Below are 13,030 nucleotides of genomic sequence, written 5' to 3'. Positions count from 1 at the left end.
CGCTTCTCATATAATGAGAAAGTAATTCAGCATTGTGGGACACGTCGTGGAATCATGGCCTCATGGCCGTCGACACGATCAGCAGCCTGCGGCGCTGGGCGATGTTGGTGATCGCGTTGTTCGCGACGTTGTCCGCCAACGTCTTCATCAACGGGGCCGCCTTCCTCATCCCCACCCTGCACAGCACGATGGGCCTCGACCTGGCCAAGGCCGGATTGGTGTCGGCGATGCCGAGCTTCGGGATGGTGGTCACCCTGATCGCCTGGGGCTATGTGGTCGACCGGATCGGTGAACGCTTCGTCTTGACGATCGGCTCCGCATTGACCGCGGCGGCAGCGCTGGCAGCCGCCTCCGCGCATTCGCTGATCATGGTGGGCGCCTTCCTGTTCCTCGGCGGAATGGCGGCGGCCAGCAGCAATTCGGCGAGCGGACGGCTGGTGGTCGGATGGTTCCCACCGCATCAGCGAGGGCTGGTGATGGGCATTCGCCAGACCGCCCAACCGCTGGGCGTGGCCCTCGGCGCACTGGTCATCCCACGCCTGGCCCAGACCCACGGGGTTGGGCTGGCGCTGTTGTTCCCGGCGATCGTGTGCGGGGTGGCGGCCCTGGTGTGCGCTGTCGGCGTGGCCAATCCACCGCGTCCCCCGCGTGCCGACGCGCCGGCCGAGCACCTGGCCAACCCGTACCGCGGTTCGCCCGTGCTGTGGCGGATCCACGCGGTGTCGGTGCTGCTGGTGGTGCCGCAATGCGTGGTGTGGACGTTCACCCTGGTCTGGCTGATCACCGATCGCGGCTGGTCGGCGGAAGCCGCGGGCGTGCTGGTGATGTTCGCCCAGGTGCTCGGCGCGCTGGGCCGCATCGCCGCCGGGCGCTGGTCGGACCGGATGGGTTCACGGCTGCGCCCGATCCGGATGATCGCGGTCGCCGCGGCGGCCGCCATGCTGCTGCTGGCGTTGACCGATGCACTGGGTTCCCCGCTGAGTGTCGCGGTGATGGTCGCGGCCTCGGTGGTCACCGTCGTCGACAACGGTTTGGCGTTCACCGCGATCGCCGAGATCGCCGGGCCGTTCTGGAGCGGACGGGCACTGGGTGCGCAGAACACCAGCCAGTTGCTCACCGCGGGGCTCACTCCGCCACTGTTCGGCGCGCTGATCGGCGTGCTGGGCTATCCGGTGGCGTTCGCGGTGTGCGCGCTGTTCCCGGTCGCCGCGCTGCCGCTGGTCCCGGCCGACCAGCCGATCAGGGACTAGCCCTGAGTTTCTCGCGCCTCCGCCGCCTCGCAACTCGGCGGCATCGTCGACTCGACTAAAGCGCCGCGCGGATCCGGTCACCGACCTCACTGGTCGACAACCTCGCATCGCCGCGGGTGGTGAGATGCGAGGCCACCGCGCCGTCGACGCGGGCGGCCGCGTCGTCCTCACCGAGGTGGCGCAACAGCAGCGCGACGGACATCACCGCGGCCGTTGGATCCGCGATGCCCTGGCCGGCGATATCGGGTGCACTGCCGTGGACCGGTTCGAACATCGATGGATTGGTCCGGGTGGCGTCGATGTTGCCACTTGCGGCCAGGCCGATTCCGCCGCAGACGGCGCCGGCCAGGTCGGTGATGATGTCGCCGAACAGGTTGTCGGTGACGATGACGTCGTAGCGTCCCGGATCGGTGACCATGTAGATGGTGGCGGCGTCGATGTGTTGATAGGCGACCTCGACATTAGGAAACTCCCGCCCCACTTCATCGACTACCCGCTTCCACAGGCCACCGGCGAAGGTCAACACGTTGGTCTTGTGCACCAGGGTCAGGTGCTTGCGTCGAGCCTGCGCGCGGGTGAACGCGTCACGCACCACCCGCTCGACGCCGAAAGCGGTGTTCACGCTCACCTCGGTGGCCACCTCGTGCGGGGTTCCGACGCGCAGCGCGCCGCCGTTGCCGGTGTAGGGCCCTTCGGTGCCCTCACGCACCACGACGAAGTCGATAGCGCTCACCCCGGACAGCGGGCTGGCGACCCCCGGGTACAGCCGACCCGGCCGCAGGTTGACGTGATGGTCCAGTGCGAAACGGAGTTTGAGCAGCAGCCCGCGCTCCAGCACGCCGCTGGGTACCGACGGATCGCCGATCGCGCCGAGCAGGATCGCGTCGTGGCGTCGGAGTTCCTCGATGGTCTCAGCGGTGAGCAGCTCGCCGGTCGCGTGGTAGCGCCGCGCGCCCAGGTCGTACTCGGTGCGCTGCACACCGGGCAGCACCGCGTCGAGCACCTGCAGCGCTTCGCCGATCACCTCCGGGCCGATACCGTCACCCGCGATCACCGCTAACTTCATCTGCGCCGCTCCTCCTCATCGCTCCGCTCTGCATCGTCACCGGCGGGCTTCATCTGCGCCGCTCCTCCTCATCGCTCCGCTCTGCATCGTCACCGGCGGGCTTCACGACAGATCCACCACTTCCAGGGTCACTGCGTCCACAGCGGTTCCGATCTCGGCGCGGACATCGGTCGGCACATCACGATCCAGGCGCAGCATCACCGTCGCGGCCTTGCCGGAGGTGTCTTGGCTCAGCTGGGCGGCCAGAATGTTGACCTCGGCGGCGCCGAGCAGCGTGCCGATCTTGCCGAGCGCCCCGGGCTGATCGGTGTAGTGCAGGATCAGGTTCACCCCTTCGGCGCGCAGGTCGAAGTTGCGCCCGTTGATCTGCACAACCTTCTGCACCTCCTGCGGACCGGACAGCGTCCCGGACACGTTGGTCGCCGAACCGTCGGGTGACACCACCCGCACGTCCACCACGCTGCGGTGGTTGACACTCTCACTGGCGGTGCTCAATTCGACGTCCAGTCCCCGCTCGGCCGCCAGCGCCGGCGCATTCACGAATGTCACCGGCTGATCGGTCACCGTCGAGAAGTAGCCGCGCAGCGCCGAAAGTTTCAACACTTCAACATCTTCGGAGGACAACTCACCAGACACCCGCACCGACAGGCTGTTCGGCGGTTCGGTGGCCAGCACACCCACGAGCAGACCGAGTTTGCGGACGAGCTCCAGCCACGGCGCCACTTCTTCGCTGACCGCGCCGGCGCCCACGTTGACCGCGTCCGGAACGAACTCGCCGGCCAGCGCCAGCCGCACACTCTCGGCGACATCGGTGCCGGCGCGGTCCTGGGCCTCGGCGGTCGAGGCGCCCAGGTGCGGGGTGACCACAACCTGTGGCAGCTCGAACAGCGGGCTGTCGGTGCACGGTTCGGTGCCGAACACGTCGAGGCCCGCGCCACGCACATGTCCGCTCTTGACCGCGTCAGCCAGCGCGCTCTCGTCGATCAAGCCACCGCGGGCCGCGTTGACGATGATCACACCGGGTTTGGTCTTCGCCAACGCCTCGGCGTTGATCAGCCCGGCTGTCTCCTTGGTCTTGGGCAGGTGAACCGAGATGAAGTCGGCTCGGGCCAGTACCTCGTCGAGGCTCAGGAGTTCGATACCCAGCTGGGCTGCGCGCGCAGGCGGGACATAGGGGTCGTAGGCGATGACATGGGTGCCGAACGCGGCCAGCCGCTGGGCCACCAACTGCCCGATGCGGCCCAGGCCGACCACGCCGACGGTCTTGCCGAAGATCTCGGTGCCCGAGAACGACGAGCGCTTCCAGGTGTGCTCGCGCAGCGTGGCGTCGGCGGCGGGGATCTGCCGCGCGGCCGACAGCATCAGCGCCAGTGCGTGCTCAGCGGCGCTGTGGATATTGGACGTTGGTGCATTGACGACCAGCACCCCCGCCGCGGTGGCGGCCTCGACGTCGACGTTGTCCAGGCCGACGCCGGCGCGGGCGACGATCTTGAGCTTGGGAGCAGCGGCGATCACCTCGGAATCGACCGTGGTGGCCGACCGCACCAGCAGCGCGTCGGCGTCGACGACGGCGGCCAGGAGTTTCGGCCGGTCCGGGCCATCGACCCAGCGGACTTCGACCTGGTCGCCCAGGGCGGCGACGGTCGACTCGGCAAGTTTGTCTGCGATCAGTACAACGGGCAGATTCACGCCGGTCAGCCTAGCGTGGCGACGATGCGGCCCTGTGTGCCGCCCGGCGACCCTCGTACGGTCTACTTGAGGTGTGGACGTGACCGTCGTCGGCAGTGGCCCCAACGGGTTGGCGGCCGCCGTCATCTGCGCACGGGCCGGTTTGAAGGTACGCGTCGTGGAGGGCCAGCCGACCTTCGGCGGCGGTGCCCGCACCGCGGCCGACCCCGAGTACCCCGACGTACGGCACGACGTCTGCTCGGCCGTCCACCCGCTGGCGGTGGCCTCGCCGTTTTTCGCCGAGTTCGATCTCGCCGCCCGCGGGGTGCAGTTGGCGGTGCCTGAGATCTCCTATGCCAATCCGTTGCCGAACCGCCCCGCCGCGATCGCCTACCACTCACTGGAGCGCACCTGCGCCGAGCTCGAGCACGGCAGCTCCTGGCGTCACCTGTTCGGGCCCCTCGCCGGCCATCCCGACGGTGTCCTCGGCTTCTTCCTCGGGGACAAGCGCTCACTGCCGCCCGATCTGCTCACCACGGTTCGGTCTGGGCTGCGGGTGCTCGCCCAGGGCAGCCCGGCATGGGGTGTGTTGCGCGGCGAAGACGCGCGGGCGTTGTTCACCGGTGTTGGCACACACGCGATTTCGACGATGCCGTCGCCGGTCAACAGCGGTGCCGGCATCATGCTCGGCACGGTGGCCCACACCGCGGGCTGGCCGGTGCCGGTCGGCGGCAGCCAGGCGATCGTCGACGCCCTGCTGGCCGATCTTCAGGCCCACGGGGGCGAACTGGTGGTCGGCGAGCCGGTGACCTCCCCTCCGCCCGGGGTGGTCATCTATGACACCGCGCCGACGGCCCTGCTCGACATCTACGGCTCGGCGGTGCCGGATCGCTACGCAAAAGCTCTCCGGCGCTACCGGTTTGGACCCGGCGTGTGCAAGGTGGACTTCGTGCTCTCCGGTGACATTCCGTGGCGCGATCCACGCATGGCGACCTCCCCCACCGTGCACATGGGTGGCACCAGGGCGCAGATGGCGTACTCCGAGAAAGAGATCACCCAGGGGCGCCACGCCAAAGCGCCGATGACACTGGCGGCGCTGCCGCACCTGTCCGATCCGTCTCGCATCGATTCCGCGGGGCGGCGACCGCTGTGGACCTACGCTCACGTCCCGGCGAATTCGACTGTGGATCTCACCGACACGATCATCGGCCTCTTCGAGAAGGCCGCTCCGGGATTCCGAGATCTGGTGCTGGCGTCGCGCTGCGTGACGGCCGCCCAGATGGCGGCCCACAACGCCAACTACGTCGGCGGCGACATCATCGTGGGCGGCGCCACGCTGTTCGCCGCGATGGTCGGCCCCACCCTCCGCTGGAATCCTTGGACGACGCCGATCCCGAAGGCCTACCTGTGCTCGTCGGCGACTCCACCGGGAACCGGCGTGCACGGCATGTCCGGTTACTACGCCGCCCGCACCGTACTCAAGCGCGAATTCGGACTGCCCCTACCGTCGCTGGCCCCGTAGGCGGCCGCGATTTCGGCGCGGAAACCGCCGCTGAGCGAACGAAAACGCGCCGAAATCCCTAGGAAACCTGCTCGAACAACAACGCTAGCTGGCTCGGGGACACGGTCACTCCGCACTGGTTGCGCAGGTCCCGCAACGGGCCCGCGATGCTCTGCAGATCGAGCAACTCGCCCGGATGCCCGATGAAGTACGAACGCACCGAAGCCTTCGCGTCCTCGGGTGACTGATTGGCCGCGGTGGTCAGTACGTCGTCGGCCCCGGGGTGGTCGGCCAGATATCCGCCCGCGGCGGCCAGCACAGTGCTGGATGTGGCGGCCAGGCCGCTGGCACTGCACGGCGCGGCGGCCGCACTCGGCATGGCAGCGGCGGCTGCCACACCGAGTGTGCAGGTCAACAGCGCGCCGAGCGCGGTCCCTCTGAACGTCATGGTCGAACCCCTATCTGCCGTCGCTGTTGAATCACCTGAAGCGTGACACACGGCGAAGTACCCCGTCGCGCGGTGACCCATCCCCGATGGGTACAGAAGGTCTTACTGTTGGAATTGCGGTAATTTGTCTCCCAGGTGCAGTGAGGCCCCTAGCATCAGCGCCCATGACCACGTCCCCAGCCACAGCCAGCACCGATGCTGCCGCCGTTCGCCGTCCGATCCCCTTGCGCGACCGTCGCTACGACTGGTTCTTCATCGTGGTGTTCACGGTGTTCATCGGATCGTCGTTCACCGGGGACATCGTCAACATGGTGGGCCGCCCCGACCCGGACTCCGATTTCTTCTTCGCGCGAGTCGTCTATCACGTGTACGCCGACGCTACCGATCCGCTCTTGATCGCCAACCCCCGCTTCCTCCAGGTCGGCGCGAGTGTGTCCGCGGTGGTCTTCGGAACGTTCTACGTGCTGCTCGTCTACGCCTTCGTCAAGGGACGGGAGTGGATCCGGATTCCCTCGTTCATCTACACGGGAATGGTGGTCCAAACCACCTTCATCGTCGTGATGGTCGGATTCACCGGTGACGCACCACTTTTCCAGGCGGTCTGCAATACGGCCTACGACTACACCTTCACCAACGTGCCCAAGGCGCTGGCCTACAACCTGCCCTACATCATCGTGCCGATACTGCTGACCGCACGGATGTGGTGTCCGCATCCGTTCACCCGCCCCTGAACGCGATTTCGGCGCGTTAGCTCAGCGAGGAGTTAACGCGCCGAAATCGGTTAGGGCTAGGCGGTCTCGGTGATGGGCCGGTCAACCCAGCTCATCAGGTCGCGCAGCTTCTTGCCGGTGACCTCGATCGGGTGCTCGGCGTTCTTCTTGCGCAGGCCCTCGAGCTCCTTGTTGCCGCCCTCGACATTGGCGACCAGCCGCTTGACGAAGGTGCCGTCCTGGATGTCGGAGAGGATGTCCTTCATCCGCTTCTTGGTGTCGGCGTCGATGACGCGCGGACCCGACAGGTAACCGCCGAACTCCGCGGTATCGGACACCGAATAGTTCATCCGGGCGATGCCGCCCTCGTACATCAAATCGACGATCAGCTTGAGCTCGTGCAGCACCTCGAAATAGGCCAGCTCCGGGGCGTAACCCGCCTCGACCATCACGTCGAACCCGGTCTTGACCAGTTCCTCTGTCCCGCCGCACAGCACGGCCTGCTCACCGAACAGGTCGGTCTCGGTCTCGTCCTTGAAGGTGGTCTTGATGACGCCGGCCCGGGTGCCGCCGATACCCTTGGCGTAGCTCAGCGCCAGCGCCTGGCCCTCACCGGTCGGATCCTGATCGATGGCGATCAGGCAGGGAACGCCCTTGCCGTCCACGAACTGGCGGCGCACCAGGTGGCCGGGGCCCTTCGGGGCGACCATGCCGATGGTGACGTTGGCCGGCGGCTTGATCAGGCCGAAGTGGATGTTCAGACCGTGCCCGAAGAACAGCGCGTTGCCGGCCTCCAGGTTCGGCTCGATGTCGTTGCGGAAGATCTCGGCCTGCGCGGTGTCAGGTGCGAGCAGCATGATCACATCAGCCCAGGCGGCCACATTCGCGGGAGTGTCGACCTCGAGGCCCTGCTCGGTGACCTTGTCACGGGACTTGGAGCCCTCTTTGAGGCCGACCTTCACCTGCACACCGGAGTCACGCAGGCTCAACGAATGGGCGTGGCCCTGGCTGCCGTAGCCGATCACACCGACCTTGCGTCCCTGAATGATCGACAGGTCGGCATCGTCGTCGTAGAACATCTCGATGGAATTTGAAGCCACGGTGGCCTTTACCTTTCTTTGGTTACTACTGGGTCTTACTTGGTGGTCGTCATCCCGCGCGGTCCGCGCGACAGTGACACCACACCGGATTGCACGATCTCGCGGATTCCGTAGGGTTCCAGCACCCGCAGCAGCGCCTCGATCTTCTCCTGCGTGCCGGTCGCTTCGATGGTCAGCGACTCGGTGGACACGTCGATCACCTTGGCGCGGAACAGGTTCACCGCTTCGATGACCTGGCTACGGGTGCCCGCATCGGCACGGATCTTGATCAGTGCGAGCTCGCGCGCAACGGAGTTCTCGGAGTCCTGCTCGACGATCTTGATCACATTGATCAGCTTGTTCAGCTGCTTGGTGATCTGCTCGAGCGGTGTCTCCTCGGCGGTGACCACGATCGTCATCCGCGACATGTTCTTCTGCTCGGTGGCGCCGACCGCCAGTGACTCGATGTTGAAGCCGCGCCGGGAGAACAGCGCGGCAACCCGGGCCAGCACACCCGGCTTGTCTTCGACGAGCACCGAAAGGGTATGGGTGACAGTGTTTCCGGCCATCAGGCTCGCCCCTCCTCGTTGTCGTCGAACAGTGGGCGGATATTGCGGGCGGCCATGATCTCGTCATTGCCGCACCCCGCGGCCACCATCGGCCACACCTGGGCGTCGGCACCGACGATGAAGTCGATCACCACCGGGCGGTCGTTGATCGCCCGGGCCTCGTTGATCACATCGATCACGTCTTCTTCACGCTCGCACCGCAAACCGACACAGCCGTAGGCCTCAGCCAGCTTGACGAAGTCCGGGATGCGGTGGCTGTGCGTGGCCAGATCGGTTTGGCTGTACCGCTCTTCGTAGAACAGCGTCTGCCACTGGCGCACCATGCCCAGGTTGCCGTTGTTGATCAGCGCGACCTTGATCGGCACTCCTTCGACCGCGCAGGTGGCCAGTTCCTGATTGGTCATCTGGAAGCAGCCGTCACCGTCGATCGCCCACACCTCGGCGTCGGGTCGGGCCATCTTGGCGCCCATGGCCGCCGGGACGGCGAAGCCCATGGTGCCCAGACCACCGGAATTCAGCCAGGTCCGCGGCTTCTCGTAGGAGACGAACTGTGCGGCCCACATCTGGTGCTGGCCCACACCGGCGACATAGATGGCGTCCGGTCCGGCAATCTTGCCCAACTGCTCGATGACGTACTCGGGGCTGAGGCTGCCGTCATGCTGCGGGTCGTAGCTCAGCGGGTAGGTAGCCCGGATCCCGGACAGGTACTCCCACCAGTTGTCCTGATTGGCCCGCGGCGAACCGGGAACATATCCCGAGTCGCTTCGCTCCTGCCCTCCGACCATCCTGCGCAGTGCCTCGATGATTTCGGTGATCGCCAGCTTGACGTCGCCCACGATCGGCACGTCGGCGTTGCGGTTCTTGCCGATCTCGGCCGGGTCGATGTCAACATGAATCACCTTGGCCTCAGGGGCGAAGGAGGACAGCTTGCCGGTCACCCGGTCATCGAATCGCGCGCCCAGCGCGATCAGCAGATCACTTTTCTGCAGGGCCGCCACCGCGGCGACCGTGCCGTGCATGCCCGGCATGCCCAGGTTCTGCGGGTGGCTGTCCGGGAAGGCCCCACGCGCCATCAGCGTGGTGACCACCGGAGCGCCGGTCAGTTCGGCAAGGTCCAGCAACTCCTCGGTGGCCTCGCCGCGGATCACGCCGCCGCCGACGTAGAGCACCGGCCTGCGCGCCGCGGCGATCAGCTTGGCGGCCTCACGGATCTGGCGGCTGTGCGGCTTGGTGTTGGGCTTGTAACCAGGCAGGTCGATCTGCGGCGGCCAGGCGAAGGTGCACTGACCCTGCAGGATGTCCTTGGGGATGTCGACGAGCACCGCGCCGGGACGACCGGTGGCGGCGATGTGGAACGCTTCCGCGATCACCCGCGGGATGTCGTCGCCATTGCGCACCAGAAAATTGTGCTTCGTGATCGGCATCGTGATGCCGGAAATGTCGGCTTCCTGGAATGCGTCGGTCCCGATCAGGGTGCGTCCCACCTGGCCGGTGATGGCGACCACCGGGATGGAATCCATCTGCGCGTCGGCCAGCGGAGTCACCAGGTTGGTGGCACCGGGGCCGGAAGTGGCCATCATCACGCCGACCTTGCCGGTCGCGTGGGCGTAGCCGCTGGCCGCGTGTCCGGCGCCCTGCTCGTGGCGAACCAGAACGTGGCGCAGTTTCTTCGAATCGAACAGCGGGTCGTAGACCGGCAGCACCGCACCGCCGGGGATGCCGAAGATGGTGTCGACGCCGAGTTCCTCCAGCGAGCGGACTACCGCCTGGGCGCCCGTGAGCTGCTGCGGGGCGACACGCTTGGCGGTGGTCGCGCCGGTCTTGGCGCTGGATTGTGCTGTGCCTCCGCCGTCGGCGGGCGCCGATGACTCGGGTGGTCGCGTGGTGGGTGCGCTCACGATGTCGTCCTTTTCGGTCCTGTTCATTTCTTCGGGCAAGAAAAAACCCCCGTCAGCTTCGGCGGCTGTACGAGGGTTGCGCGCTGGTGCGTGTGGCTATGCCCGGGTCGGGGCAAGCGCGGCACCAACGCGCTGGCCAATTACTACGAGCATTCCGCCGGTCTTCATAACCTGCGACCGTAGCCTCCGCACTGGTCAAGCGTCAAATCCCGGTCAGGGTCCGCGCCGGGGCGGCCGCGGCAGTGGGATGATGCAGCCATGTCCTCCCGTCGCGCCGCAGACCAGTCCACCACCAGGCCGGTGGTGATCCGGATATCGCCGATGGCGCACTTCGCCTCGGGGTTCCTGGCGCTGGGCCTGCTGGTGATGATCACGGTGTTCCCCACCTGGGGTGCGGTCTTCATGGTTATTCCGGTCCTGGCCTCGGTCGCGATCGTGCGGCTGCGCACGGTGGCCGACGCAGACACATTGACGGTGCGCACGCTGCTGAGCAGCCGCAACGTGAGCTGGGACGAGGTCGACGGGCTGCGCTTCGACCGCACATCGTGGGCGCGGGCGCGGCTGCGGGACGGTTCGGAGATCCTGATGCCCGCGGTCACATTCGCCACGTTGCCACTGCTGGCGCAGGCCAGCGGCGGGCGGGTGCCCAACCCGTACGAATAGCGGCTGGGGCGCTAACCCAGCGGATTGTTCCCGTGTAGGAAGAACCACGCGGCGACACCGCCGCCGATACCGAGCAGCAGTGCGACGAACGACCCGATAAAGGGTCGACGGGCCCAGCCTCGCCCGCCGTCGAATCCGTAGCGGCCGGGGCCGACCAGGATGACCGCCGACGCCGCGACGATCAGCACCAGCAGGTATTCCATGCCGTCGGGACCGAAGACCGCGAGGTAACCATCCTGGCGCTGGGCCGAGATGACCGTCAGCAGGCTGTTCACCAGATAGGCCAGCCCGCCCGCCGCGGCCAGCGGCGTGAACAGGCCGAGCACCAACAGCACACCCACCAGGATCTGGGCACCGGCACCGACGTAGGTCAGCACCCCCGCATGCTGGTAGCCGGCATCCGCCAGTGCGGTCTTGAAGCCGTCCAGGCCTTGGCCGCCCCACCAGCCGAATGCCTTCTGCAGTCCGTGGCCGATGAATATCGCGCCGACGACGATCCGCAACAACAGCAGGCCCAGGTCCTGGGTGCCTCGGCGGCCGGCGACCTTGGCCCGTTCCTCGGCGTCGAAGGGTTCGATCTCCATCGGGGCGGCCTGCGAGGGCGTCGGATCGACATGAGGCTGCACATACGGCAGTGGTTCGGGGTCATGCAGCAGGCCGTAGCCCGTCGACGGCGCGGAGCCCGGAAGCCCCGAGCCGTAATGGGGAATGGTGGTGGTCTCGAAGTCGCCACCATAGGTCGCCGAGGGCAGGTCGTCTTCCGGGTCGACCAACTGGGCCGACACCGGCCGAACCGAGGACTCGTCGGGTCGCTGCCAGTGCGGATCGGGGCCTTGACTCGTCACGAAAGTCAGAGTAAGTGCAACTCGGCGCAAATCGGGGATTTGAGCGGCGCTTCTGGCGGCGAATATTGCCTGGATTTCGCGTCGGGGGCAGGCCGTCGTGGCGAACATCGGCGCGGTATCCGTAACCTGGCGGGCATGCAGGTACGCCGGTCGGTCCGCGGAGTGCTGGCCGCGCTCTGCGCAGCGACGGTCGCGGCAGGCGCTTCGGCCGGCTGCGCGAAGTTCAACAACGACATCTCGCAGCCCTTCACCACCGCTCCGCAGCTGGCCCCCGGACCGTCGTCGACGCCGCCACCGCCGCCGCCGCTGCCGCCCAAGCCGTTCCCGAAAGCCTGTCCCGCACCCGGGGTGATGCAGGGCTGTCTGGAAAGCACCAGCGGGCTCATCATGGGGCCGGACAGCAAGACGGCCCTGGTCGCCGAGCGCACCACCGGCGCGGTGAAGGAGGTGTCCGTCAGCGCGGAGCCGAGAATCCGCACCGTCATCCCCGTCGACCCGAGCGGCGACGGCGGGCTGATGGACATCGTGCTCTCGCCCACCTACTCCCAGGACCGGCTGATGTACGCCTACATCAGTACGCCCACCGACAACCGGGTGATCCGGGTGGCCGACGGCGACATCCCCAAGGACATCTTGACCGGGATACCCAAAGGCGCCACCGGCAACAGCGGCTCGCTGATCTTCACCAGCCCCACGACTCTGGTCGTACAGACCGGCGACGCCGGCAATCCCGCGCTGGCCGCAGATCCGAATTCACTGGCGGGCAAGGTTATCCGCTTGGAACAACCGACGACGGTAAACCCGGCGCCACCCACCACGGCGTTGTCCGGGATGGGATCGGCCGGCGGCATGTGTATCGACCCGACCGACAAGTCGCTCTACATCACCGACCGCACTCCGGCCGGTGACCGTTTGCAGCGCATCGCGCCGGACGCGAAGACCTCGACCGTCTGGACGTGGCCGGACAAGCCGGGTGTCGCGGGCTGCGCGGCACTGGACGGCACGGTGCTCGTCAACCTGGTCAACGCCAAGCAGACCGTGGCGGTTCGGCTTGCGCAGGGCACCGGCGCGGTGACCGGCGAGCCCGAGGTCGTTCGCCAGGACACCCATGGCCACGCCTGGGCACTGCAGGTGGCCCCGGACGGAAATATCTGGGGCGCAACGGTCAACCGGACCGCCGGTGATGCCGAGAAGCTCGACGATGTCGTCTTCCCGCTCTTCCCGCAGGGCGGTGGGTTCCCGCGCAGCAACGCCGACAACACCTGACCGTTACCAAACCTGTGTCTCGGCGCCGGTCGTTGGCAACCGACATTCGCAGGTGGAAGGCCTGCCG

The 13,030-nt window shown here is 67.1% G+C and carries 12 protein-coding genes; 5 read left to right on the top strand and 7 right to left on the bottom strand.

Annotation, left to right across the window (positions count from 1 at the left end; translation table 11 throughout):
* Positions 1 to 62 precede the first annotated feature (62 nt).
* Positions 63 to 1,250 (top strand): MFS transporter, encoded by a 1,188-nt coding sequence (locus ORI27_RS09100; protein WP_265996417.1) that lies wholly within the window; start codon positions 63 to 65, stop codon positions 1,248 to 1,250.
* Between the two features lie 55 nt (positions 1,251 to 1,305).
* On the opposite strand, the gene ORI27_RS09095 is transcribed toward ORI27_RS09100, so the two are convergent.
* Together ORI27_RS09095 and serA are read right to left on the bottom strand one after the other, a co-directional pair.
* Positions 1,306 to 2,316, bottom strand: coding sequence for a 3-isopropylmalate dehydrogenase (locus ORI27_RS09095; RefSeq protein WP_265996416.1), 1,011 nt, complete (start codon positions 2,314 to 2,316; stop codon positions 1,306 to 1,308).
* Positions 2,317 to 2,418: 102 nt separating this feature from the next.
* On the bottom strand, positions 2,419 to 4,005 hold the full coding sequence (gene serA, locus ORI27_RS09090) for a phosphoglycerate dehydrogenase (RefSeq protein WP_265996415.1): 1,587 nt from the start codon (positions 4,003 to 4,005) through the stop codon (positions 2,419 to 2,421).
* A gap of 73 nt (positions 4,006 to 4,078) precedes the next feature.
* On the opposite strand from serA, the gene ORI27_RS09085 reads away from it, so the two are divergent.
* Entirely contained in the window at positions 4,079 to 5,506 is a 1,428-nt protein-coding gene (locus ORI27_RS09085; protein WP_265996414.1) for a phytoene desaturase family protein, read from the top strand.
* A 58-nt stretch (positions 5,507 to 5,564) separates the two neighbouring features.
* Here ORI27_RS09085 and ORI27_RS09080 read toward each other — a convergent pair whose 3' ends face one another.
* A complete protein-coding gene (locus ORI27_RS09080) occupies positions 5,565 to 5,933 on the bottom strand; it encodes a heme-binding protein (protein ID WP_265996413.1) in 369 nt (122 codons plus the stop codon).
* A gap of 164 nt (positions 5,934 to 6,097) precedes the next feature.
* Between ORI27_RS09080 and ORI27_RS09075 the strand changes: the two genes are divergently transcribed.
* Positions 6,098 to 6,664 carry an EXPERA domain-containing protein gene (locus ORI27_RS09075; RefSeq protein WP_265996412.1) on the top strand — a complete coding sequence of 189 codons (567 nt, stop codon included), beginning with the start codon at positions 6,098 to 6,100 and terminating at the stop codon, positions 6,662 to 6,664.
* 56 nt (positions 6,665 to 6,720) lie between these two features.
* Here ORI27_RS09075 and ilvC read toward each other — a convergent pair whose 3' ends face one another.
* From ilvC to ORI27_RS09060, 3 genes are read right to left on the bottom strand one after another with little or no spacing between them, the layout of a single operon-like run.
* Positions 6,721 to 7,722 carry a ketol-acid reductoisomerase gene (ilvC, locus tag ORI27_RS09070; protein ID WP_265996635.1) on the bottom strand — a complete coding sequence of 334 codons (1,002 nt, stop codon included), beginning with the start codon at positions 7,720 to 7,722 and terminating at the stop codon, positions 6,721 to 6,723.
* A gap of 56 nt (positions 7,723 to 7,778) precedes the next feature.
* The gene (gene ilvN / locus ORI27_RS09065; RefSeq protein ID WP_265996411.1) at positions 7,779 to 8,291 is read right to left on the bottom strand and encodes an acetolactate synthase small subunit; all 513 of its coding nucleotides are present in this window, start codon (positions 8,289 to 8,291) and stop codon (positions 7,779 to 7,781) included.
* Entirely contained in the window at positions 8,291 to 10,189 is a 1,899-nt protein-coding gene (locus ORI27_RS09060) for an acetolactate synthase large subunit (RefSeq protein WP_265996410.1), read from the bottom strand. Before ORI27_RS09060 ends, ilvN begins: the two co-directional genes overlap by 1 nt.
* 258 nt (positions 10,190 to 10,447) lie before the next feature.
* Here ORI27_RS09060 and ORI27_RS09055 point away from each other — a divergent pair, with 258 nt between their 5' ends.
* Positions 10,448 to 10,852 (top strand): PH domain-containing protein, encoded by a 405-nt coding sequence (locus tag ORI27_RS09055; protein ID WP_265996409.1) that lies wholly within the window; start codon positions 10,448 to 10,450, stop codon positions 10,850 to 10,852.
* Positions 10,853 to 10,863: 11 nt separating this feature from the next.
* Here ORI27_RS09055 and ORI27_RS09050 read toward each other — a convergent pair whose 3' ends face one another.
* On the bottom strand, positions 10,864 to 11,697 hold the full coding sequence (locus ORI27_RS09050) for a DoxX family protein (protein ID WP_265996408.1): 834 nt from the start codon (positions 11,695 to 11,697) through the stop codon (positions 10,864 to 10,866).
* Positions 11,698 to 11,832: 135 nt separating this feature from the next.
* Here ORI27_RS09050 and ORI27_RS09045 point away from each other — a divergent pair, with 135 nt between their 5' ends.
* On the top strand, positions 11,833 to 12,963 hold the full coding sequence (locus ORI27_RS09045; RefSeq protein WP_265996407.1) for a PQQ-dependent sugar dehydrogenase: 1,131 nt from the start codon (positions 11,833 to 11,835) through the stop codon (positions 12,961 to 12,963).
* Positions 12,964 to 13,030 lie beyond the last annotated feature (67 nt).

The sequence above is a fragment of the Mycobacterium pinniadriaticum genome (genome assembly GCF_026242045.1).
Taxonomy (GTDB): domain Bacteria; phylum Actinomycetota; class Actinomycetes; order Mycobacteriales; family Mycobacteriaceae; genus Mycobacterium; species Mycobacterium pinniadriaticum.
Note: the sequence above shows the minus strand (reverse complement) of the source record. Positions and strands in the feature narration are given on the sequence as shown.

Bases quoted from the DNA above. Each gene is read 5' to 3' on its own strand.
- ORI27_RS09100 (WP_265996417.1), top strand. From the start codon at position 63: ATGGCCGTCGACACGATCAGCAGCCTGCGGCGCTGGGCGATGTTGGTG.
- ORI27_RS09095 (WP_265996416.1), bottom strand. From the start codon at position 2,316: ATGAAGTTAGCGGTGATCGCGGGTGACGGTATCGGCCCGGAGGTGATC.
- ORI27_RS09080 (WP_265996413.1), bottom strand. From the start codon at position 5,933: ATGACGTTCAGAGGGACCGCGCTCGGCGCGCTGTTGACCTGCACACTC.
- ORI27_RS09075 (WP_265996412.1), top strand. From the start codon at position 6,098: ATGACCACGTCCCCAGCCACAGCCAGCACCGATGCTGCCGCCGTTCGC.
- ilvC (WP_265996635.1), bottom strand. From the start codon at position 7,722: ATGTTCTACGACGACGATGCCGACCTGTCGATCATTCAGGGACGCAAG.
- ilvN (WP_265996411.1), bottom strand. From the start codon at position 8,291: ATGGCCGGAAACACTGTCACCCATACCCTTTCGGTGCTCGTCGAAGAC.
- ORI27_RS09055 (WP_265996409.1), top strand. From the start codon at position 10,448: ATGTCCTCCCGTCGCGCCGCAGACCAGTCCACCACCAGGCCGGTGGTG.
- ORI27_RS09045 (WP_265996407.1), top strand. From the start codon at position 11,833: ATGCAGGTACGCCGGTCGGTCCGCGGAGTGCTGGCCGCGCTCTGCGCA.